The following is a 23,673-nucleotide window of genomic DNA, read 5'->3' on the forward strand; positions in this document are numbered from 1 at the left end:
AACGGCAATTATCGAACAGCCCGACGTGCTGACAATGGCAGATCCCGAAATTATCCCGGTAAGCTGTAACGGAGGCGCAGATGGAACTATTACGGCAGGAAATGTTTCAGGAGGGAATTCCGGTTACCAATATTCGATTGACGGAACTAATTTCAGCACTGCAAATACCTTCAGCAACCTTTCCGCAGGAACTTATACCGTTACCGTGAGGGATGCTAAAGGATGTGAAGCCCAAAAAACGGCAATTATTGACCAGCCGGACGTGCTGACGATGGCCAATCCCGAAATTATCCCGGTAAGCTGTAATGGTGGGAACGACGGAAGTATTACGGCAGGAAATGTTTCAGGAGGAAATTCCGGATACCAATATTCGATTAACGGAATAAATTTCGGCACTGCAAACAATTTCCGCAATCTTTCCGCAGGAAATTATACGATTACCGTGAGGGATGCTAAAGGATGTGAAACAGAATCAACTGCCACTATTACCGAACCGGAACCATTGCTGATGAATCCACCTGAAGTGCAGCCCGTCAGCTGCTCCGGCGAATCTGATGGTGTTGTGACCGCCGGGGAAGTTACAGGCGGGACCGGCGCTTATCAATATATGATCTCCGGCACCAGCTATCAGGATACCAATACATTTACTAATCTTGAACCGGGCTCCTACACGATTTCTGTAAGAGACGAAAACGCCTGTGTTACCGAAGCAGAATTTACGATTACAGAGCCTTCAGAATTAAATATGACCGCTCCCACCTCTACTGAAGCTTCCTGTTTTGGCGGAAGTGATGGAACAGTTACCGCCGGAACAGTTACAGGAGGAACAGGGGAATATTTTTATTCTATAGACAATATCAACTTCAGCACAACTAATACTTTTACCGGTTTACCTGCGGGCACACATACCATATTTGTAAAAGATGATAAAAATTGCGCGTTCCAGACTATTGTAGATGTCACCGAACCAGCCGAATTAAAAGCAAATTTATCTAAAACAGATGTGAACTGCTTTAACGGATCTGATGGCACAATAACCTTTTCAAATCCTACAGGCGGCCACGGCAATTACGAATATAGCGTGGATGGAACAAACTGGCAGGCAGAAAATACGTTTACAGGTCTAACAGAAGGCAACTACAAGGTATATATTCGGGATAGGGATTATCCATCCTGCGACGTAATCCTAAGTAATTCTTTTGCGGTACTTCAGCCAGAAGCTCCTTTAGCAGTGGAGACAACTTCTATCCGTACCACAACCTACGAAACTTCTACAGGGTCAGTTTCTGCAAATCCGGCCGGTGGTGCTACAGGGTATACTTATGAATGGCGACGTGCTGGAGAAAATCAGGTTCTGCAGAATACACAAAGGGCGACGAATTTACCTGCAGGAGATTATGAAGTTACTGTAACAGACAGGAATGGCTGTACAGCAACAGCGCAAGCTACCATTCTGGACATTATCCATGCCCCAATTATACCTACCTCTGTTTGCGAAACTCATGAAGATCTTATCCGGACGTCTTATTTTGAAGTGGAAGACCGCCAGGCTAGAGGAGGTATTGGCCCTTATACCTACGATTGGCATTTTGGAGCTGATGCAAGTCCTCAAACTGCAACAGGGCCTGGTTCCCACCGTGTAACCTATCCTGAAAAAGGGAACAAAACCATTACTGTAACCGTCACAGACAGTACAGGAGAAAGTGTAACCAATACTTACGTTCAATATGTGGGAGAATGTTATGTGGACGATTGCGGCTCCAATGACTTTAGCGGCGGGGATTTCTTTGTTGGCGATGAAAACGGAAACAGGATAACCTCTGCCAATTGTGGAAGTGCCACCTCTAAATATATCTATGTCGACTTATCGTCAGCTCCCCGCAGGTACAGTCTTTACATTGAATATATTTATACTCTCGAAAAGGCCGACGGAACTGTCACCACAATACAAGAAGGAGGAGAATTTTATTGTAAAGAAGTCATCCCCGACCTGGCCCGGACAATTTCGATAAACAACTGGGAATGTGGCGACCTTATAACCATAGACAACGTATATCTTACTTTTACCAATAATAAGAAGTGGAAATGTGGCCAGGGTCCAGACCCCAAATGTTTTTCTACAAACGACGGGGAGACCGTGAGCACCCCGTTGTACGCCACAGCAACACCAAATGAAATCCCCTGTTACAATGGTACACAGGGTATTATAAAAGTAAGAGCTTCGGGCGGAACTCCGGCTTACGATTATAGCCTGAACGGAAGGAATGGACCTTTTCAGACTTCAAATCAGTTTACGGGACTAGCCGCAGGAATATACAGTGTTTGGGTGAGAGATAGTAAAGGAGAAAAATTTGAAACCGCACCTGTCACCATCACCCAGCCAGACACTCCTTTAACCGCCGAAATTACCACCAACGAACCTGTTTGTTATGGGGAAAGTGCGATTGCATATGTACATCCAGAGGGCGGTACACCGTTTACAGATGCTGAAGGAAATACATATTATGAATATGTATGGAATGATGGTGCACAACAAACAGGATCTTCAGCTACAAACCTGGCACCGGGAGAATATACGGTTACTGTAATTGACGCGAATGGTTGCCAGTTTATTGACACTGTGATTATTTCTCAGCCTTCAGAATTAACTGAACCTCTTGCAGGAGAAGATCAGGTGATGGGCTGTGGATTCGATACTACCAAACTGGCGGCAAACAATCCGGAAATTGGAGTTGGCAGCTGGAGTATCGCCTCAGGTGAAGGCGGCGTAATAGAAGAACCGTCTAATCCCTCCTCAACGTTTTCAGGAACTGCCGGGACTTACATCCTTAGATGGACTATTGCTCATGAAGACGGTTCCTGCGCAAGATATGACGAAGTAGAAATCAAGCTGGAAAACGAGTGTAGCACCCTGGATTTTGATGGTGTTGACGATTATATCGATTTTGGGGAGAATTATGATTTGGGTACAGGCACTTTCACGCTGGAAGCGTGGGTTTTACCAAAATCCATCCAGGGAACACGCACCATTCTCTCAAAAAGAAATGTAAAAAACTTTTCCGCAGGCGGGTTCGACCTCATTATAAACAATGGAGCACCAACCTTCAGGTGGGCTGGAAATGCAGTTTCCACTTCATACAAGGTAAACACAGACCGCTGGTATCACCTTGCTGTTATTTATAAGAACTCAAAAGTCACCCTTTATGTTGATGGAATTCCGGTAGGAAATCGCTCAGCTACGAATCCGGCTGCTATAGATGCTCCTTTCCTGATAGGGGCAATGTACAATCCTGATAATCCAGATGTCCCGAACAACTATTATCAGGGTTCCATAGAAGAAGTACGCGTCTGGAACACGGCTCTTACTGAAGAACAGCTCAGGTTTATGATGAATCAGCGACTTGAAACAAACGGCACTTTTACAAAAGGACAGGTTTTGCCAATTAATGTACCCGGTGAACTTGCCTGGAGCAAACTTTCCGGATATTATCATTTAGCAGTAGAGGAAATCGAAAATGGCTATACCATAGACAGGGCTACGAACCGCGCAGATGGACGGCTAAGAAATATTACTACAGAACAGGAAAATTCAGCGCCACTTCCATATTACTCTGTTCAGGATGGCGCCTGGAGAATTGATGCCACCTGGGCACGACCAGATGTTTGGGACCCACCAAACAGCAAAGGAATTAATGGTGAATTTATAAACTGGAATATTGCGGAAATTTCACACCGAATAAATTCCGGTTTTCAGGATATATCGCTATTAGGATTAATATCCGAAGAAGGAGCACCACAGCGGGAAAACAGCACCTTGGACATGGAAGGTTCGGTAAATAATACTACAGGAAACGGGCTAACCATTTCCCACTACCTGGAATTAAATGGTGTGATTGATCTTAATGGGGAATCACAGCTTATCCAAAGTGAGGGCAGTATTCTTGCAGAAACCAGCAGTGGTTATATTGAACGTGAGCAACAGGGAACGGCCAGCAGTTTCAATTACAATTATTGGAGTTCTCCTGTAGTTCCGCAGGGAACAGCCAACAATTCGCGCTATACGGTCGCCGGAATAATGATGGATGGTTCCGCCACGAGCCAATTTGGAAAACCAATGAATTTCGGCAATCCACATACGCATGCCGATGGCGCTTATACTAATCCGCGAAAAGTCAGCAATTACTGGATCAATGCCTTTCGCGCCCGTACTGCAGATGCTTACAGTGCCTGGGAGCAAATAGGCAGCAATGCACAGTTAAAGGTGGGAGAAGGTTTCACCATGAAGGGAACTTCAGGTGAAGCCAACCTTACAACTTTGCAGAATTATGTTTTTAAAGGAAAGCCAAATAACGGCACTATTTCTTTGACTATAGGAAGTAACCAGAATTACCTTATTGGTAACCCTTACCCTTCAGCTTTAAGCGTAAACGAATTTTTCCTGGACAACCTGAAGGATATAAACGGCGGTAGAAACGACAAAAATGCTTTTAACGGCGCCCTTTACTTCTGGGATCATTTCTCCGGAAAAACGCATGTTTTATCTGAATATGTTGGTGGTTATGCCGTCCTGAATTTGGTTGGTGCAGTCGCCGCAATTGCTACAGACGCGCGTATTGATGCCACAGGTGACAGAAGTACGAGGAGACCAGGGGATTTTATTCCTGTAGGTCAGGGTTTCTTTATTAATACTGAAATAAATTCTTCCACAGGAGGGGAACTTGCGGGAAGTGGAGGTGTCGTGAGGTTTAAAAACAGCCAGAGGAGGTTTAGAAAAGAAGGATCAAATTCTCAGTTCCTTAGGCCGGAAATCAGGGAAAAATCTCCAAAAACTGAAGAAGACAGGTCCAGAATCAGGTTAAACTTCCAGTCTCCACTAGGGTACCACAGGCAAATACTTCTTGGCGTAGATCAAAATGCAACCAACGATTTTGATTTAGGCTACGATGCCCTTCTTAATGATTATAATCTTGAAGATATGTTCTGGCTAATCGATGGCTGGGAATATGTGATCCAGGGAGTAGGACATATTAATCCCGAGCAGGTGCTGCCGATTGGTCTTCGAATAGAAAAAGCAGGGAAATTTAAAATTCAAATTGAAGAACTTGAAAATATTTCTGAAGAAGTGGAAATCTACATCAGGGATAAGTCTACAGAAAATTATCATGACCTCAGAGATTCAGATTTCTCTTTAGAAATTGAGCCGGGAGATTATTACGAGCGCTTTGAGCTGGTATTTCAAAAACCTGAAATTCCTGAAGAAGAAGAAGAAGAAAACACTGAAGATGATCTTCCCGGTGAAGGTGAATCTCCTGAAGATGGAGAAGACGAAACACCTGGAGAAGACGAAAACCCTGAAGAGGGCAATGAAAATTCCGATACCGAAAATCCAAAAGAAAGTCCTGAGGATGAAAATGGCCAAAATCAGGCAGGGCTTTCCGTAGAATATTTAATGGACAGAAAGCAACTGGTAATTTACAATCCCGGAGCTCAAAAAATTGATGAGGTACGGGTTTTCACCCTTAACGGACAGCAATTAGAGACTTTTACCGAAGCCACGACCCAAAAAGAGATCTATCTCCACCTGATGCGACCCGTAAGTACCTCTGTTTATATAGTAAAAGTGCATACTGCTGAAAAAGTCTACAACAAAAAGATCATTGTAGAAAAATAGCCGGTCACCACAGTGAATAGATGCCGAAAATTGGCATTTTGGGGCTGCCTCTAAAACGGCAATTTTCAGCCTTTATATTTTATCGGAAGGTGGACCACTTTTTTAGTATCAAAGAAATCCTCTTCAAAATAATCTATAAGATTATAAGTTTTAGCGGTTCTGTATTCTTTAAGTTCTTCAGAAAGATCGCCGCCTTTAAGGTAAAGGATTCCGTTTTTGAGTTCGTGATTGCTTTTTTTAGCTATTTTACCCTTTGTCCAGTGCACAAAAGTAGGCATGGCGGCTACTGCCCTGCTCACTATGAAATCGAATTGCCCTTTGATCTCTTCTACCCTTGCATTGGTGGTCTTTACATTCTGAAGTTGCAAACCTTCAGAAACTTCTTCCACCACTTTTATTTTTTTTCCGATAGAATCGACAAGGTGGAAATTAGTTTCTGGAAAAAGTATTGCCAACGGTATCCCCGGAAATCCACCACCGGTTCCCACATCCAGGATTTTAGCATTGGCATTAAATTGCTGAACCTTGGCTATCCCTAAAGAATGTAGTACATGCCTTAGATAAAGTTCATCAATATCTTTGCGACTTACTACATTTATTTTAAGGTTCCAGTCCTTATAAAGTTCTTCAAGTTTTCTGAATTTTGTTTGCTGATCTTCAGATAAATCGGGGAAATATTTAAGTATTAATTCCAATTTTTTTACTTTTTGGCAAAAGTAGCAATTTGCGGCCTAAAAGTTGCACTTTTAATTCATTCACAATATTTAATATTTTACCTTTGAACATTAAAGCACAAAAAATGGAAGATCCCCAAGATAATATTATCCGATTCTCCCGGGTCGATTCGGCAAAATTCTTCAGAACACTAAACAAGCGGGTTAATTCCTATTTTAAAGACAACAACTTAAGAAAAACGGGCAATTGGAAGCTTCATCTTAAAACCCTGGTAATGTTTTCCCTGTTCCTGTTGCCATATTTCCTAATTCTTACCCTGGATATTTCCCAATGGTGGATGCTCCTTTTGACAATTGTGATGGGTGCAGGAATGGCCGGTGTTGGGATGAATATTATGCATGATGGGAACCACGGCTCATATTCTTCGAAGAAATGGGTAAATAATTTTATGGGAGGTACGATCTATATCCTTGCGGGAAATGTGTACAACTGGCAGGTTCAGCACAACGTTTTGCACCATACCTACACGAATATTCATGGTCACGACGAAGATTTGGACGCAGGACGTATTATCAGATTTTCCAAACATGCAAAGTGGCTTAAAATCCATAGATTTCAGCATTATTATTCTGTTTTTCTATATGGATTGCTCACATTTAACTGGGCAATAACCACAGATTTTAAGCAAACCAAAAGATATTTAAAAAAGAAGTTATCCTACGGGAAATTACCAAATCCTGTCACTCAATGGAGTATTGTGGCAATTACAAAACTAATTTATATTTCCATCTGGATTGTACTGCCTATGCTTATTTTATCTGTTGCCTGGTGGAAAATCCTAATAGGTTTTTTTGTAATGCACTATACTGCTGGCCTTATCCTGAGTATTGTTTTTCAGCTTGCTCATGTGGTAAAGGAAACCGATATGCCACTACCGGACAATACAGGCTCCATGAAGAACACATGGGCAATCCATCAATTATTCACTACAGTTAATTTTTCTACCAAAAACAAAGTTGTGAACTGGTTCACCGGCGGATTAAACCACCAGGTTGAACATCATATTTTTCCCAACATCAGCCATATTCACTATTCCAATATTTCAAAAATTGTAAAGCAAACGGCACAGGAATGTAACCTGCCTTACAACGAGTATAAAACCACACGCGCAGCTATAAAAGCCCATTTTCAGTTTTTAAAAGAGATGGGTTCAAAACCTGCAATTTCAAGTTAGACAAACTTTTTTAATCAACTCAAATGCAAGAAAAATTATCAAACAGGATTAACAATTTAGCAACGTCCCAAACTCTGGCAATGGCTGCAAAAGCGCGTGAACTAAGAGCTGAAGGAAAGGACATTATTGGATTAAGCTTGGGGGAACCCGATTTTAATACTCCGGATTTTATCAAAGAAGCTGCCATACAGGCGATTAATGATAACTATAACTCTTATAGTCCGGTAGATGGTTACGTAGAGCTGAAAGATGCTATAATTACTAAATTTAAAAGGGACAACAATTTAACTTATAATCATTCGCAAATAGTAGTTTCTACAGGAGCAAAACAATCGCTTGCCAATGTTGCGATGGTGTTATTAAATGAAGGGGACGAGGTTCTCTTGCCCTGTCCTTATTGGGTAAGTTATGCTGAAATCGTAAAGTTAGCTGAAGGTGTGCCCATAGAAATCCCTACCACGGTAGAGACCGATTTTAAGGTAACGCCCGAGCAACTTGAAAAAGCCATTACCCCAAAAACAAAGATGATTTGGTACAGCTCTCCCTGTAACCCCAGCGGAATGGTGTACAGCAAAGAAGAGCTAAGAGCTTTGGCTGATGTATTGGCAAAGTATCCCGATATTATTGTTGTTAGCGACGAAATTTATGAGCACATTAACTACGGGGACGGTTATGCCTCTATGGCCGAATTTGAAGATATGTACGAACGCACGGTAACTGTAAACGGAGTGGCCAAGGCTTTTGCTATGACGGGTTGGCGCATAGGCTATATAGGTGCTCCTGCATGGATTGCCCGCGCCTGCAACAAGTTACAGGGCCAGGTAACAAGTGGAGCAAATTGTATTGCACAGCGTGCGGTTATTACTGCGCTTGAAGCTCCCGTTAGCAAGATTAGTTATATGGTGGATAAATTTAAATCCAGAAGAAAACTAATTATCGATCTTTTAAATGAAATAGACGGTTTTGTAACCACCGAACCACAAGGTGCTTTTTATGTATTTCCTAATATTTCGGCTTTCTTCGGAAAAACCATAAAAGGCCATAAAATTGAAAATGCTACAGATTTCTCCATGTTCCTGCTGGAAGAAGCTTTAGTGGCAACAGTTACAGGAGACGCTTTTGGAAATGCTGATTGTATAAGAATTTCTTATGCCGCCAGTGAAGAACAAATTAAAGAAGCTTTAAAAAGAATAAAAGCTGCTGTTTCTGAAGCATAAAACCAAGATTTTGATATTTTAATACTAAAACCTCACAGTTCTCCGGGATCTGTGAGGTTTTTTATTGTTGATTATTCCGATTAAACGCTATTGAATTAAATATTCAATTCACCTCCTCTTGGGAAATTTAAAAACCTTGTAGATATTAAGATGATGCCGGAAAAATGGCCAATATCGGCTTCTAACAAAAATATCCGCGTGAGGGATAGGAGCGGCTACCGTGTAGCGCGGATAGCCCGGCCCGAAGGGCATGCCCTAATCAAAAACCTTGTTAAAAACGTTTCGGGAATAGGATGATGATTAATTTTAGAATAGTGTTTCTTTACCCTTCCGACTTTATCAGCCTCTGGCTAACAAACCCACCTTCCCTTGAAAAAAGGGAAGGAACTTTGGTAGTATCCAGTTAGTCCCGGTTAGTCCTGCAAGGTCTTTTTATATCTTTTCACTTTTTTCCTCATTAACTTTTTAACTCAACATTTACCTGTTTCTCCAGAAGAAAGGAGTAAGGATAATGAGCACTGTAAAAAGCTCGAGTCGACCTATCAGCATCAAAAAAGCACACCACCACTTGCCAAAGTCGGGCAGCATATCAAAATTATTAACAGGACTCAATCCGCCAAAAGCGGGACCGATATTACCGAGGGAAGAAGCTGCGCCTCCAATAGATGTTTCAAAATCCAATCCTAACCCAGCCAGAACAACCGCACCAATAATAAAAGAAAGCATGTAGAGAATGAAGAAGCCCAGAATATTAAATACAATTTCTTTGCTAATGGATTTTTTATTGAAACGCACCGGAAGAATAGCATTAGGATGAAGGGTCCTTTTAAATTCGATCATTCCGTTCTTGATCATAATAATATGCCGCATCACCTTAACACCACCGGCGGTAGAACCTGCAGAGCCTCCCAGAAAGAACATTCCGAAGAAGAAAATCGTTAAAAATGGTGTCCACATAGTATAATCGGCAGAAACAAATCCGGTTGTGGTTATCACAGCTAAAACCTGAAAAAGAGAATGCCTGAAAGCACTCTCTGCCTCTCCCCAAACCATGGGATGATCTATAGATGACAAACCTACATCTGCCTGAAAATAGATTATAACGGCAGCAATTAATGTAAAAGAAGTAATAAAATAGAAATACCACCTGAATTCATCATCATGCAGGACCCGCTGAACCCTTCCTTTAAAACTAAAGTAACTTAATACAAAATTACTTCCCGCCAGGAACATAAAGAGAATGATGATATACTGAATTACAGGCTGGTCATTCCAATAGGCGACACTGGCATTTTTTGTGGAAAATCCTCCTGTAGAAAGTGTACTAAGAGCATGGTTTGCCGCATCAAAAAAGCTCATCCCGGCGACTTTCAGTAGAATAGTTTCAGCTATTGTATAGCTAACGTAAATAAGCCACAGTCTTTTGGCAGTATCGGTAATTCTCGGTTTTAGCTTATCTGCACTCGGTCCCGGAGCTTCCGCCGCAAAAAGCTGCATTCCCCCAATGCCCAGTAAAGGTAAAATGGCTATAGCCAAAACGATAATTCCCATACCTCCTATCCAGTGCGTAAGACTCCGCCAAAAGAGGATTCCCTTCGGCACTACTTCAATATCATTTAAAATAGAAGCACCTGTCGTGGTATATCCAGACATGGTTTCGAAAAAAGCGTTGGTAAACCTGGGGATAGACTCACTTATGACATAAGGAAGCGTACCACTTAAAGCCATAAAAATCCACCCGAAGGTCACGATAATATAACCTTCCCGCTTCTTCATATCCTTATCGTGCCCACGGGTAGAGAACATCAAAAGTGTACCGACAAAAAGCGTGATCAATGCAGCTGTAGAAATTTCCATGGTTACCCCATCTTCGTAAAACCAACTTACGAGAACAGCAGTTAACATAAAGCCACCATTGCAAATTAGCAAAAGGCCCATCACGTGCATAATAATCTGGTAATTCAACCTTGGCATTACAAGAACAATTTTTCGACCTTACCTATGGAACGGGGAAGACAGCAAACCACGATGCGGTCACCAGATTTTATAAGGAACTCACCCAATGCTATTACGCCCTCTCCATTTCTAATTATCCCGCCAATAATTGCTGAACGGGGAAATTCTATATCCTTGATTTTTTTATCAGATACCACGGAATTTGGCTTGACGATAAACTCCAGCAATTCGGCGTTCATGTTGTTGAGTTTCGTCATGGCGACCACCTCCCCTTTTCTGATATACCTGAAGATATTGTTTGCAGCCAGAAGTTTTTTGTTGATAAGGGTATCTATTCCAATAGAATGGCTTAGCTGAAAATAATCCATATTCTCCACAAGGGAAATTGTTTTTTTAACACTCTTGGATTTAGCGACAAGACAGGACATGATATTAGTCTCGGAATTTCCCGTGACAGCAATAAAAGCGTCCATATCGTGAATATTTTCCTCTTCCAGCAATTCTACATTCCTGCCATCGCCGTTTATAATAAGCGTATTTGGAAGCTCATCGGCAAGATCATAAGCCTTATCTTTATTGGTCTCTACCAGTTTTACATGAAAATTGTTACGGCAAAGATCCATGGCAGTTTTACGCCCAATCTTACTACCTCCCAGGATCATAACATTTTTTATCTCCTGCTTTACTTTTCCGGTAAGTTTATAAAGTTCCTCTACACCATTCTCTACGGTAATAAAATAAACCTGATCACCTTCCTTAAACTGGGTGTCTCCCCTTGGAATTAAAGTGTACTGGGTACCATATCTCTGTATAGCAATAGGCACGAAATTAAGCTGAGGAAAAATTTCGGCAGCTTCTTTTACTGTTTTTCCAACAAACAGCGCACTTCTGGAAAGACTAAGGCCTATCATAGTGAGTGCACCCTCTTCAAATTCGTAACTGTCGTTAAATGCAGACTGGTTTAACAAAAGTTCGATTTCCCTTGCTGCAAGCGCCTCTGGTGAGATTAACTCATCTATACCAAATTTCACAAAACCAATCTCTTCCTTGTTTTCAAGAAATTCGGTGTTCGATATCCTGGCAATGGTCCTTTTTGCCCCCAGCTGCTTTGCAAGGACACAAACGGTAATATTTGTAGCCTCGTTGGAAGTTACTGCAATTACCATATCAGAATGTTTTACCTGTGCGTCTTTTAATATACTTATAGAAGTCGCATTACCCTTAATGGTCCTAATGTCCAGATGAGTGTCGGCATATTGCAGATGATCCTGGCTGGTATCGATAAGCGTAATATCTTGAGACTCAAACGAGAGTAATTTTGCCAAATGGAATCCCACTTCACCCGCTCCAGCAATAACTATTTTCATATAACAACTTGAAATTGTAAGAAGCAACAAAGGTAACTTATTATCATGAAATTCAATATTTTGAATGTTAAGAACAAAATCTTCTTCTAAAAGGAGGCTATTATACCATAACATGTATCTTTGAAAAAAATTCAGAAATGAGTAAGAAAGTTACTCCATACAAAGGATCCCGCCTAAGGAAAAAGCAGGTTGAGGAGATGTTTGATAACATCTCTGGCAACTATGACGGGCTTAACCGCATCATTTCTCTTGGAACAGACGAAAAGTGGCGCCGTAAGGTGGTGGCCCTGGTCAAAGCACAAAATCCGGAAAGCATCCTGGATATAGCGACAGGCACAGGAGACCTTGCCATAAAAATGGGAGACTCCGGAGCAGATAAAATCGTAGGTTTAGATCTTTCTGAAGGAATGCTTGATGTGGGGCGAAAGAAAATCAGCAAAAAAAAACTGGAAGGAAAAATAGAAATGATTCAAGGTGATTCTGAAGCCCTGCCATTTGAAGATAATTCCTTTGACGCTGTTACGGTAGCTTTTGGAGTCAGGAATTTCGAAAACCTTGAAAAAGGTTTAAAGGAAATTTTCAGGGTTTTAAAGCCGGGCGGGATCTTTGTTGTTCTTGAAACCTCAGTTCCCACTAAATTTCCTTTTAAACAAGGCTATAAAGTCTATTCCAGCCTCGTGCTGCCTTTAGTGGGAAAAATCTTTTCCAAAGATCAAGATGCCTACTCTTATTTAAGTAAAAGTGCTGCCAGTTTCCCTTATGGAAAAGCATTCAACAATATTTTAAAGAAATCTGGGTTTACTAATATACAAGACCAACCACAAACCTTTGGGGTCGCCACTATTTACGTGGCTTCAAAATAACACTATGAAAAGAATTCTTGCCATTTCCCTTTTTCTGCTTTGCTCACAATTTTCTAATGCTCAATTTTTTGGTGATCAGATTTTGAACAATGAAAATTTTGATGCCCAACGTTGGTCCTGGGGGTATTTTCTTGGCTTTAACAGCTATGACTTTCATTTTGATTATGAAGATTATAACCCCAGTCCTGTAACAGGACAGGACTTTAGAGTAGAAAGAAGAACAGGTTTTAACGTGGGGCTGGTTGGAAATTTGAAATTGGGAAGCAACCTCGACTTAAGGCTTGAGCCGGGAGTAAGCTTTAGCACAAGGGGATTTCAAGCCTTAAAAGCCGATGCCAGCACATTCAGGGAAATTAGCTCCACTTATGTGCATATACCTCTGCTACTAAAATTTTCTACCGACAGGCTAAATAATTTTAAGCCCTTTGTGGTTGGAGGCCTTTCTACCTCTATTAATCTTTCCAGCAACGAAAATAATCCTGACGATAATAGTGTGGGGCAATTTCGTATGAAGACCAACACTTACTATTATGAGATTGGCTTTGGAATAGATCTTTACCTGTATTACTTTAAGCTAAGCCCGAGTATCAGAGGCGTTTTCGCTATTAATGACGAATTGGTTAGAGATGAGGATCCGGATAGTATTTTTACAGGAAACGTAGATAAAATGACCTCCAGGGCCATATTTATAAATTTCACTTTTCAGTAAATCAATTACCTTCTTTTAAATTCGCTCAAAATAATTGCCGTTGCAGTTGCAACGTTAAGACTCTCTGTTGAAGCTGCTTTACCAAACTGAGGTATGCCTATACGATGCGTTATAAATTTCTCGATCTGTGGAGAAATTCCATTAGCTTCATTACCCATTACAATAATTCCATTCTGCTCCAGATTAGTTTTATAAATATTTTCTCCTTCCATAAAAGTACCCAGAACAGGACAATCTTCAGGACGATCTGAAAGATAAGCTTTTAAATCTACGTAAGAAACTGTTATTCTTGCTATAGATCCCATGGTAGCCTGGACCACCTTCTGGTTATAACAGTCCACCGTATCTTTTGAGCACACAAGTTTGTTTATGCCAAACCAATCACATAACCGAATAATTGTTCCTAGATTACCTGGATCGCGCACCCCGTCAAGGGCGAGAGTTAATCCTCTATAACCTGGATTATATATTTCAGGAATTTTAAAAATGGCAAGTGCTGTTTGAGGAGTTTTTAAAAAGCTTATTTTCTTTAGATCCTTAGATCCCACTTCTCTAAATCTCTCTTCAGGAGCATTGAAAATACGCTCTTCCGAAAATAGCAAATGAAGCTCAATCCCCGATGCAAGTAATTCTGAAATTGTCTTTTTCCCTTCGGCTACAAAAAGCCCGCTATCGCTGCGGTTCTTTTTTTGCGCCAGACTTTTAATTAACTTTATTTGGTTTTTACTAACCATACAAAAGACGTATTTTTGAAGCTTTAATGAACTTCATTTGAAACGTATCCTCGCAAAAATATCATTATTTTTACTAACTCTCCTTTTGTTTGTTTCCTGTAATGCCGTAAAACGCGTGGAGGCGGAAGAATGGTTGCTTACAAAAAATGATATTTTTTTAAATGGAGAAAGAATCAGTGAGAACAGAATTTACAATCAGCTTTATCAAAAACCTAATTCCAGCCTTTTAGGAGTTCCTTTACAACTGCACTTTTACAACCTTGCCAGACCCAATATTGACAGCATTCTAAGTGAAAAATTCCTTCAGAATAATCAAAAAAGAGAAAGACTGGAAAGCCTGCTTTCACGCAAACAGCTTGACAGTTATATTAAATCCAGAATAGAATTTAACCAGTGGATCAAAAGAACAGGAGAAGCTCCTGTTATCGTTAACCGGGAAGATACCCAAAAATCTGTAAACCGACTTGAATCGTGGTACTGGAACAATGGGTGGTTTAATGTAGAAACAGATTACCAGATTATTCCTTCACAAAAAAAAGACAAAAGAGCTAAAGTAGAATATTATGTAGAGACCAACACTCCCTACAAGGTAGATTCGGTTAATACAGATATAGATTCCGGGGTGCTCGATTCGATCTATAAAAGGCATGAAGATGAAGCTCTTATTATTCCCGGCACTCAATATCGCACCCTGGATTTTAATGCGGAAAGGGACAGGCTCACCAGCCTTTTCCGGAATAACGGAGTATATAATTTTGATCAGGAATATATCACTTTTGACGCAGATACTATTAACACCGATTATAAGTTAAATACAACCATAATTATCCCGAACCGGCAGGCCTCCGATGAAGATTCCACGTATCGCGTTCCTTTTAGAGTTCACGAAATAAGCAGGGTGAATGTTTTTACAGATTATACCTACTCCAACCGATATGAACCTGTAACAGATAGTGCACAGGTTGATAATTTCACCATTTACAGCTTTAATAGAATGGAATATAAACCTGAAGCCATTATTGATGCTATTTTTATAAGGCCCGGGAGAACCTTTAGTGACATTGCCAGGACGCGCACGTACAACCGCTTGAATTCACTTCAAAATTTTAAATATCCTAATATTCAATACACTCAAGATCCCGGGGATACGACCAACACAGATTTAATAGCCAATATTTTTTTAACACCCCAGCCCAAATATTCACTTGGGTTCGATTTTGATGTCTCCCAAAGTAATATCCAGAAGTTTGGGATAGGATTTGGAGGTTCTCTGTTGATAAGGAACATTTTTAGAGGTGCTGAGAACCTTGAGATTTCAGGACGGGGAAGTATAGGTTCTTCCACAGATGCCGCAGCAAGCAAAGAAGATGACCGCTTTTTTGACATTTCAGAAATTGGTGCAGACCTTAAGCTTACCTTCCCAAGGATTGTTTTTCCTTTTGATACAGAAAAATTTATCCCGAAATATATGTCTCCGTTTACCTCTCTTAGCCTGGGAGTTAGTACTCAGAACAATATAGGACTAGACAAACAAAACCTTTCTTCTATTCTCAATTACAGGTGGACCCCCTCGCGCTTGCTCACAAACAGGCTAGACCTGGTAAACCTTCAATACGTTAGAAATCTGAATATTGATAATTACTTCAACGTATATCAAAATTCATACAGCGAGCTAAATAATATTGTGCAATCAGCAAACGTGGTTACAAGTCCGGAGTATTTAAATAACAATGGCCGCTTAATTATCCCGCAAGGTGCCGAAAATTTTATTGAATCTGTTAATAATGCTGATAACACTACGACCGGCCTTACTGCCGGCCAGCGACAGAATGTAATTAATATAAGGGAACGCAAAAACAGATTGACCGAGAACAATTTGATCCTGGCTTCAAATTATACCTATTTATGGAACACAAAAGAAAACCTCTACGATGAAGAGTTCACGAGGTTTCGGTTTAAGATAGAAACTGCTGGAAATATGCTGTATGCAATTTCAGAAGTCGCGGGCTTTGAGCAAAACTCCGCTGGAAACTACGAGATTTTGGGAGTTGCCTATTCCCAATACGTGAAACCGGAATTGGATTTCATAAAACACTGGGACCTGGGGAGCGGTAATATCTTTGCTTTTCGCGCTTTTGGTGGAATTGCTATTCCTTATGGAAACGCTAACAGTATCCCCTTTACCAGAAGCTTCTTTGCAGGCGGACCTAACGATAACCGTGCATGGCAGGCCTACGACCTTGGACCGGGAAGCAGCGGTGGCCGTAATGAATTTAATGAGGCCAATATGAAACTCGCATTAAACCTGGAATATCGCTACAACCTTTTTGGTGCACTCAACAGCGCCTTTTTTGTCGATATTGGTAATATTTGGAACGTGCTTGATATTGTTGAGGATGAAGCTTCTACATTCACCTCGTTTTCAGATTTAAAAGATATTGCCGTGGGAAGCGGGATAGGCCTGAGATATGATTTTAATTTCTTTGTTTTACGGTTTGATGTTGGCTTTAAAACCTACGACCCAGCCCGGTCTACAGGAGATCGGTGGTTTCAGGAATACAATTTCAACCATGCCGTTTACAATGTGGGAATTAATTATCCTTTCTAAGCCAACAAATTTTCTTATTTTTGTAAGCCTAATTAACTAAAATTATGAGTCATAACATTAAACCTGGCGTAGCCACAGGAAAAGAAGTACAGGAAATCTTTAAATATGCAAAGGAAAAGGGCTTCGCTCTTCCTGCTGTGAACGTGATTGGTTCCAGTAGCGCCAATGCCGTAATGGAAACAGCGGCAGAGTTAAATTCACCCGTAATTATTCAGTTCTCAAATGGCGGGGCTCAATTTAACGCAGGTAAAGGTCTTTCTAACGAAAATGAAAAAGCTGCAATTGCCGGCGGCGTTGCAGGTGCTCAACATATACATGCTTTAGCAGAAGCTTATGGGGCAACGGTGATCCTCCATACAGATCATTGTGCCAAAAAACTTCTTCCATGGATTGATGGATTGTTGGATGCCAGTGAAAAACATTTTGAACAATTCGGAAAACCTCTTTACAGCTCTCACATGATCGATCTTTCTGAAGAGCCGATTGAAGAAAACATTGAGCTTTGTAAAAAGTATCTGGAGAGAATGAGTAAAATGGGAATGACCCTGGAAATTGAACTTGGTGTAACCGGAGGCGAAGAAGATGGTGTGGATAATACAGATATCGACTCTTCAAAATTATACACGCAACCTGAAGAAGTAGCATATGCCTACGAAGAATTAAGTAAAGTAAGTGAGCAGTTTACTATTGCAGCCGCTTTTGGAAATGTACACGGTGTTTACAAACCAGGAAATGTAAAACTTACCCCAATTATCCTTAAGAATTCCCAGGAATTTGTAACTAAAAAATACGGCCTGAAAGAAAATCATATCGATTTTGTATTCCATGGTGGAAGTGGTTCTACTGTTGAAGAAATTCGTGAAGGAATTGGCTATGGTGTTATTAAGATGAATATAGATACTGACCTTCAATACGCTTATCTTGAAGGAATTCGCGATTATATGGGCAGCAAAAAAGATTATCTTTCTGCACAAATTGGCAATCCTGAAGGAGCTGATGTACCAAACAAGAAGCATTATGATCCAAGAAAATGGGTTCGCGAAGGAGAGGTTACTTTTAAGGCCCGCCTTAAAAAAGCCTTCGAAGACCTGAACAACGTAAATACTTTGTAACTGAATTTTCATAGAATAGCTGAAGTAATTTTTATTGCTTCAGCTATTTTTTTATTAATTTTTTCCGGTTGATGGATGCAGTTCCGGAGAATTAAAAATTAATTAATTACTATGGCCTGGTTTAAGAGAACGCAAAAAGGGATTCAAACCCCCACAGAAGAGAAGAAAGATGTACCCAAAGGTTTATGGTACAAGTCACCTACTGGAAAAATAGTAGATGCAGAGCAACTGGAAAGCAATTTTTATGTGAGTCCGGAAGATGGCTATCATGTAAGGATTGGAAGCAACGAATACTTTAAGATCCTTTTTGATGACAATGAATATGAAGAACTGGACAAGAACATAACTTCCAAGGATCCTTTAGAATTTACAGATACCAAGAAATATACTGACAGGTTAAAAGCCGCTCAGGATAAAACCGGTCTTAAAGATGCCATACGAACTGCTGTAGGGAAATCTAAAGGTAAGGACCTCGTGATTGCCTGTATGGACTTTCAATTCATAGGAGGATCAATGGGATCTGTGGTTGGGGAAAAAATTGCCCGCGCTGCAGAATATTCTTTAAAGAACAGAATTCCTTTTATGTTGATTTCAAAATCGGGAGGGGCCAGGATGATGGAAGCTGCATTATCTTTAATGCAAATGGCCAAAACTTCTGTAAGGCTGGCCCAGCTTGCAGATGCAAAAATCCCGTATATCTCCCTTGCGACCGATCCTACCACAGGTGGAACAACCGCCTCCTTCGCAATGTTGGGAGATATTAATATTTCTGAGCCGGGCGCATTAATTGGTTTTGCAGGACCAAGAGTGGTAAAAGACACTACAGGTAAAGATCTTCCAAAAGATTTCCAGACTGCAGAATTCCTGAAGGAACATGGTTTCCTTGATTTTATAGTAAAACGTTCGGAACTTAAAAACCAGGTAAACCTTTATCTGGATTTAATTGGTAACCAACCGGTAAGAGCATAAAATAAAATATCACCCTATGTAGGTTTTATTTTAGAAAGTAGTATATTTGCCGCCTGGTAGAAAAACTACCAATACATAAAAATCATTAAAATTAATATTGGAATGTATTTAAGCAAAGAGAGTAAAGAAGAAATCTTCGAAAAACACGGTCAGAATAAAAATGACACGGGTTCTGCAGAAGGTCAGATTGCATTGTTCACTTACAGAATTGCTCACCTTTCTGAGCACCTGAAGAAAAATCGTAAAGATTATAATTCAGAACGTTCACTGGTTATGCTGGTGGGTAAAAGAAGAAGTCTACTTGATTATTTAATGAAGAAAGATATCATGAGATACCGTGCCATCATTAAAGAATTAGGATTAAGAAAATAAATTTCAAGGGGGCTTTCTGCCCCCTTTTTTATATCTTTAAAGGTAAGCGATTTGCTTTTAAATTTAAAAATTGTCACCTCGCACATTGTCGAGAGGTAGTTTTTCATTGGTCTATCTTACTTCACACACAACAACACACACCGGCCGTCCGGTAATGGCGGAGACCATTGTTTAACAAAATATCCGGAATTGTTCCGGCTTAGAATTCAAAAAACATTATGATTCCACAAACATTTAAAGAGGTTATCGAATTAGGAGACGGCAGGACCATCTCTCTCGAAACCGGAAAATTAGCAAAGCAGGCCCACGGGTCGGTTGAGCTAAGAATGGGAAATGCAGTACTTCTTTGTACTGTCGTATCTTCCCACACACCAACAACTATGGATTTTTTCCCGCTTACATTAGATTATCGTGAAAAATTCGCAGCCGCAGGACGTTATCCTGGTGGTTTCTTCAAAAGGGAAGCACGACCAAGTACAGAAGAAATTCTGGTAATGAGATTAGTAGACAGGGTTTTAAGACCTTTATTCCCTTCAGATTATAAATTTGAGACCCAGGTGATGATTCAGCTAATGTCTCATGATGAAGAGGTGATGCCAGATGCTTTGGCCGGTTTAGCTGCATCTGCCGCTATCCAGTTATCTGATATTCCTTTTGAAACACCTATTTCTGAAGCAAGAGTTGCCCGTATCAACGGCGAATTTGTTATTAACCCAAGCCGCTCACAATTGGCAGAATCAGACATCGATATGATTGTTGGTGCTTCTGCAGATTCCGTAATGATGGTAGAAGGTGAAATGAAGGAGTGCAGCGAAGAAGAAATGGCAGAAGCTATTAAATTTGCTCACGAAGCTATCAAAATTCAGGTTGAGGCACAGGTGAAACTGGCTGAAGCTTTCGGAAAGAAAGCAACACGTGAATACGAAACTGCAAGAGAAGACGAAAGTATTCAGCAGAAAGTTCACGATGCAGCATACCAGAAAATTTATGATACTGCCAAAGCAGCTAAGGCTAAACACGACCGTAGCGCTGCATTTTCAGAAATAAAAGAAGAAGTAAAAGCACTATTTTCTGAAGAAGAACAGGAAGAAAACGGAGCTCTTATTTCTAAATACTACAAAGCGACTCATAAAGCCGCTATCCGGGATTTAACCTTAAAAGAAGGAATACGTTTAGATGGTAGAAAAACTGACGAAATTCGTCCAATCTGGACAGAAGTAGATTATTTACCTTCCACACATGGTTCGGCTATTTTCACAAGGGGAGAAACCCAGGCGCTGGCAACAGTAACTTTGGGAACTTCAAGAGAAGCAAACCAGGTAGACCTTCCAACACACCAGGGAGAAGAAACTTTTTACCTTCACTATAACTTCCCTCCTTTTTCCACAGGAGAAGCCTATCCTTTAAGAGGAACTTCAAGAAGGGAAATAGGACACGGTAACCTGGCACAACGTGCGCTTAAAAACATGATCCCCGCAGACTGCCCTTACACGGTAAGAGTAGTTTCTGAAGTTTTAGAATCTAACGGTTCTTCTTCTATGGCAACTGTTTGTGCTGGTACAATGGCACTTATGGACGCCGGAATCAATCTGAAAAAGCCGGTTTCAGGAATCGCAATGGGATTAATTTCCCAGGGAAATGACTACGCGGTACTTTCTGATATCTTAGGAGATGAGGATGCTTTAGGCGATATGGACTTTAAAGTAACGGGTACCGAAGATGGAATTACCGCCTGCCAGATGGATATTAAAGTTAAAGGACTTTCTTATGAGATTTTGGTAAAAGCTTTAAAACAAGCAAGGGACGGAAGATTACATATCCTTAATAAATTATCTGAAAGTATTTCTCAACCAAACGAGAATGTAAAAGCTCATGCCCCAAAAATTATTGCCAGAACTATACCTGGTGAATTTATTGGAGCACTTATTGGGCCTGGAGGAAAAGTTATTCAGGAACTTCAGAAATCTACAGGAACCGAGATTGTGATTAACGAAGTAGACGAGCAGGGAGTTGTTGAAATTCTTGGTACCAACCAGGAAGGAATAGATAAAGTACTTGCAAAAATAGACTCTATCTTATTTAAGCCTGAAAAAGGAAGCGTTTACGAAGTAAAAGTGATAAAAGTCCTTGATTTTGGTGCAGTTGTAGAATATATTGATGCTCCGGGTAACGAAGTATTATTACATATTTCTGAATTGGCGTGGGAACGTACAGACAATGTAACAGATGTTGTAAATCTTGGCGATGTGATAGACGTTAAATATTTTGGAGTTGATCCTAAGACCCGTAAGGAAAAAGTATCGCGTAAAGCTTTACTTGACAAACCTGAAGGATACCAGGCAAGACCTCCAAGAGATAACGACCGCAATGACAGAGGTCGTGACAACAGAGGCTCAAGAGACAACCGTGGTGGTGGAAGAAACGACCGTGGAAGAGATCGCAGAAAAGACGATTAATTTCTTCTGAAGCTTATATAATAAATGCCTCTGAAGAAATTCAGGGGCATTTTTATTTTAAAACCCTGTGAAATGTTGAATGTTGAATGTTGAATGTTGAATGTTCAAGGTTGAATTTGAGTGGAGCTTATAAAATGACAATTATTTCTCAAAAAGACTAAAGACCGCTACGCTCCAGGAAACAAGAAACAGGATAAAAATAAAATTATTTTGAATTTTGAATTCTGAAGTTTGAATGAGGCTCTAAAATGGCAATTATCGACCTGCACGATCTTAATTGGCAAAAAAAGGATTCTAGACCGCTTCGCTACAGGAAACAGTAAGCAAAATAAAATTAAAATTATTCTGAATGTTGAATTTCAAATTCTAAATGGTGACTCTAAAATGGCAATAATCGGCCTAAACGAACTTATTTGATCAGAAAAAAATTAAAGACCGCTGTGCTGCAGGAAACAGATTTTAATGAGGACTGAAAAATAACAATTTTCAACCTGCTTCTGAAAACTGAACTCACAATTTCACAACTTCACATTCCAAAATCTGCCACCAACTATAAACTATAAACAGAATTTAACAATGCCGAAAAATGGCAATTATCGACCTTCTATTGGTCAACATACGACTTCATTTTTATTTTAATTTGCGTTAGGGATTGCAGCAGAAAGCCCGCAGCGACTGGAAGGAGCGCGGACTTGCAGCGGAAAGCCCGGCCCGTAGGGCAACGCCCAAATAAAAATAATTAAGGTTTTTTGTAACATTCCGACTACTCTTTACGTATAAACTAATACAAGAGCTATTCACATTATAAATCCAAGGAGAAGATAGATGAGACAACTTAAGATTACGAAGCAGGTTACTAACCGTGAAACTGCTTCGCTGGATAAGTATTTGCAAGAAATTGGTAAGGTTGATTTAATTACTGCCGACGAAGAGGTAGAATTGGCTCAGCGAATTAAAGCGGGTGATGACCGTGCTTTGGAAAAACTGACCAAAGCGAATTTACGTTTTGTGGTTTCGGTGGCAAAACAATATCAAAATCAAGGTTTAACACTTCCCGATTTAATTAACGAAGGGAATTTAGGCCTTATTAAAGCTGCTAAACGTTTTGATGAAACCCGTGGTTTTAAGTTTATTTCCTACGCTGTATGGTGGATTCGCCAGTCCATTCTACAGGCTTTGGCCGAGCAGTCGCGTATTGTGCGTTTGCCGCTAAACAAGATTGGATCTATTAACAAGATCAACAAAACCTTTGCTTTCCTGGAGCAGTCTCACGAGCGCCCACCTAGTGCTGAAGAGATCGCCAAGGAACTGGACATGACGATTAATGATGTTAAGGAATCCATGAAGAATTCCGGGCGTCACGTCTCTATGGATGCGCCTTTGGTTGAAGGGGAGGATTCTAACCTTTACGATGTATTACGTTCTGGTGAATCTCCAAATCCTGACAAAGAATTACTACATGAGTCGCTTAGAACTGAAATTGAGCGTGCTTTGGAAACATTGACTCCGCGTGAGGCTGATGTAATTCGTCTTTATTTTGGATTGGGAGACCAACATCCTATGACGCTTGAAGAAATTGGCGAGACTTTTGATTTAACACGTGAGAGAGTTAGACAGATTAAAGAAAAAGCTATTAGAAGATTGAAGCATACTTCCAGAAGTAAGATTTTGAAAACTTACTTAGGATAAAATATTTAAGATGACAACAGTTTAGCTGCGGAGTGATGACC

Annotated in this window: 16 protein-coding genes; 12 read left to right on the plus strand and 4 right to left on the minus strand. The window is 40.4% G+C overall.

Annotation, left to right across the window (positions count from 1 at the left end):
* Window positions 1–34 precede the first annotated feature (34 nt).
* The gene (locus RM529_RS05925) at window positions 35–5,671 is read left to right on the plus strand and encodes a DUF8693 domain-containing protein (protein WP_311483871.1); all 5,637 of its coding nucleotides are present in this window, start codon (window positions 35–37) and stop codon (window positions 5,669–5,671) included.
* A 65-nt stretch (window positions 5,672–5,736) separates the two neighbouring features.
* On the opposite strand, the gene rsmG is transcribed toward RM529_RS05925, so the two are convergent.
* Window positions 5,737–6,366, minus strand: a complete 630-nt coding sequence (gene rsmG, locus RM529_RS05930; protein WP_311483835.1) for a 16S rRNA (guanine(527)-N(7))-methyltransferase RsmG — start codon at window positions 6,364–6,366, stop codon at window positions 5,737–5,739.
* Between the two features lie 104 nt (window positions 6,367–6,470).
* Here rsmG and RM529_RS05935 point away from each other — a divergent pair, with 104 nt between their 5' ends.
* The 3 genes from RM529_RS05935 to RM529_RS05945 all read left to right on the plus strand — a co-directional run bounded on the left by RM529_RS05935 (window position 6,471) and on the right by RM529_RS05945 (window position 9,094).
* Window positions 6,471–7,580 carry a fatty acid desaturase family protein gene (locus RM529_RS05935; protein ID WP_311483836.1) on the plus strand — a complete coding sequence of 370 codons (1,110 nt, stop codon included), beginning with the start codon at window positions 6,471–6,473 and terminating at the stop codon, window positions 7,578–7,580.
* Between the two features lie 23 nt (window positions 7,581–7,603).
* Window positions 7,604–8,797: a pyridoxal phosphate-dependent aminotransferase gene (locus tag RM529_RS05940; protein ID WP_311483837.1), complete on the plus strand. Its 1,194-nt coding sequence runs from the start codon at window positions 7,604–7,606 to the stop codon at window positions 8,795–8,797.
* Window positions 8,798–8,947: 150 nt separating this feature from the next.
* Window positions 8,948–9,094, plus strand: coding sequence for a hypothetical protein (locus tag RM529_RS05945; RefSeq protein WP_311483838.1), 147 nt, complete (start codon window positions 8,948–8,950; stop codon window positions 9,092–9,094).
* Window positions 9,095–9,274: 180 nt separating this feature from the next.
* On the opposite strand, the gene RM529_RS05950 is transcribed toward RM529_RS05945, so the two are convergent.
* Window positions 9,275–10,771 carry a TrkH family potassium uptake protein gene (locus RM529_RS05950; protein ID WP_311483839.1) on the minus strand — a complete coding sequence of 499 codons (1,497 nt, stop codon included), beginning with the start codon at window positions 10,769–10,771 and terminating at the stop codon, window positions 9,275–9,277.
* Window positions 10,771–12,120: a Trk system potassium transporter TrkA gene (gene trkA, locus RM529_RS05955; RefSeq protein WP_311483840.1), complete on the minus strand. Its 1,350-nt coding sequence runs from the start codon at window positions 12,118–12,120 to the stop codon at window positions 10,771–10,773. The genes RM529_RS05950 and trkA overlap by 1 nt, the downstream gene beginning before the upstream one ends.
* A gap of 137 nt (window positions 12,121–12,257) precedes the next feature.
* Between trkA and ubiE the strand changes: the two genes are divergently transcribed.
* Both ubiE and porT read left to right on the plus strand, forming a co-directional pair.
* Window positions 12,258–12,983, plus strand: a complete 726-nt coding sequence (gene ubiE, locus RM529_RS05960) for a bifunctional demethylmenaquinone methyltransferase/2-methoxy-6-polyprenyl-1,4-benzoquinol methylase UbiE (RefSeq protein WP_311483841.1) — start codon at window positions 12,258–12,260, stop codon at window positions 12,981–12,983.
* A gap of 4 nt (window positions 12,984–12,987) precedes the next feature.
* Complete coding sequence (porT, locus tag RM529_RS05965; RefSeq protein ID WP_311483842.1) at window positions 12,988–13,692, plus strand: type IX secretion/gliding motility protein PorT/SprT; 705 nt, start codon at window positions 12,988–12,990, stop codon at window positions 13,690–13,692.
* 5 nt (window positions 13,693–13,697) lie between these two features.
* Here the strand turns inward: porT and RM529_RS05970 are convergent, their stop codons facing one another.
* A complete protein-coding gene (locus RM529_RS05970; protein WP_311483843.1) occupies window positions 13,698–14,426 on the minus strand; it encodes an RNA methyltransferase in 729 nt (242 codons plus the stop codon).
* A 37-nt stretch (window positions 14,427–14,463) separates the two neighbouring features.
* On the opposite strand from RM529_RS05970, the gene tamL reads away from it, so the two are divergent.
* The 6 genes from tamL to RM529_RS06000 all read left to right on the plus strand — a co-directional run bounded on the left by tamL (window position 14,464) and on the right by RM529_RS06000 (window position 23,632).
* Window positions 14,464–17,034: a translocation and assembly module lipoprotein TamL gene (gene tamL, locus RM529_RS05975; protein ID WP_311483844.1), complete on the plus strand. Its 2,571-nt coding sequence runs from the start codon at window positions 14,464–14,466 to the stop codon at window positions 17,032–17,034.
* A 44-nt stretch (window positions 17,035–17,078) separates the two neighbouring features.
* Window positions 17,079–18,146, plus strand: coding sequence for a class II fructose-bisphosphate aldolase (fbaA, locus tag RM529_RS05980; RefSeq protein ID WP_311483845.1), 1,068 nt, complete (start codon window positions 17,079–17,081; stop codon window positions 18,144–18,146).
* A 111-nt stretch (window positions 18,147–18,257) separates the two neighbouring features.
* Entirely contained in the window at window positions 18,258–19,115 is an 858-nt protein-coding gene (accD, locus tag RM529_RS05985) for an acetyl-CoA carboxylase, carboxyltransferase subunit beta (RefSeq protein ID WP_311483846.1), read from the plus strand.
* Window positions 19,116–19,217: 102 nt separating this feature from the next.
* A complete protein-coding gene (rpsO, locus tag RM529_RS05990; RefSeq protein WP_311483847.1) occupies window positions 19,218–19,487 on the plus strand; it encodes a 30S ribosomal protein S15 in 270 nt (89 codons plus the stop codon).
* A gap of 218 nt (window positions 19,488–19,705) precedes the next feature.
* The gene (locus RM529_RS05995) at window positions 19,706–21,943 is read left to right on the plus strand and encodes a polyribonucleotide nucleotidyltransferase (RefSeq protein WP_311483848.1); all 2,238 of its coding nucleotides are present in this window, start codon (window positions 19,706–19,708) and stop codon (window positions 21,941–21,943) included.
* A gap of 825 nt (window positions 21,944–22,768) precedes the next feature.
* Window positions 22,769–23,632, plus strand: coding sequence for a sigma-70 family RNA polymerase sigma factor (locus RM529_RS06000; protein WP_011708302.1), 864 nt, complete (start codon window positions 22,769–22,771; stop codon window positions 23,630–23,632).
* The last annotated feature ends 41 nt before the right edge of the window (window positions 23,633–23,673 follow it).

Origin of the sequence: Autumnicola edwardsiae, from assembly GCF_031846505.1 — a bacterium.
Classification (GTDB): Bacteria; Bacteroidota; Bacteroidia; order Flavobacteriales; family Flavobacteriaceae; genus Autumnicola; species Autumnicola edwardsiae.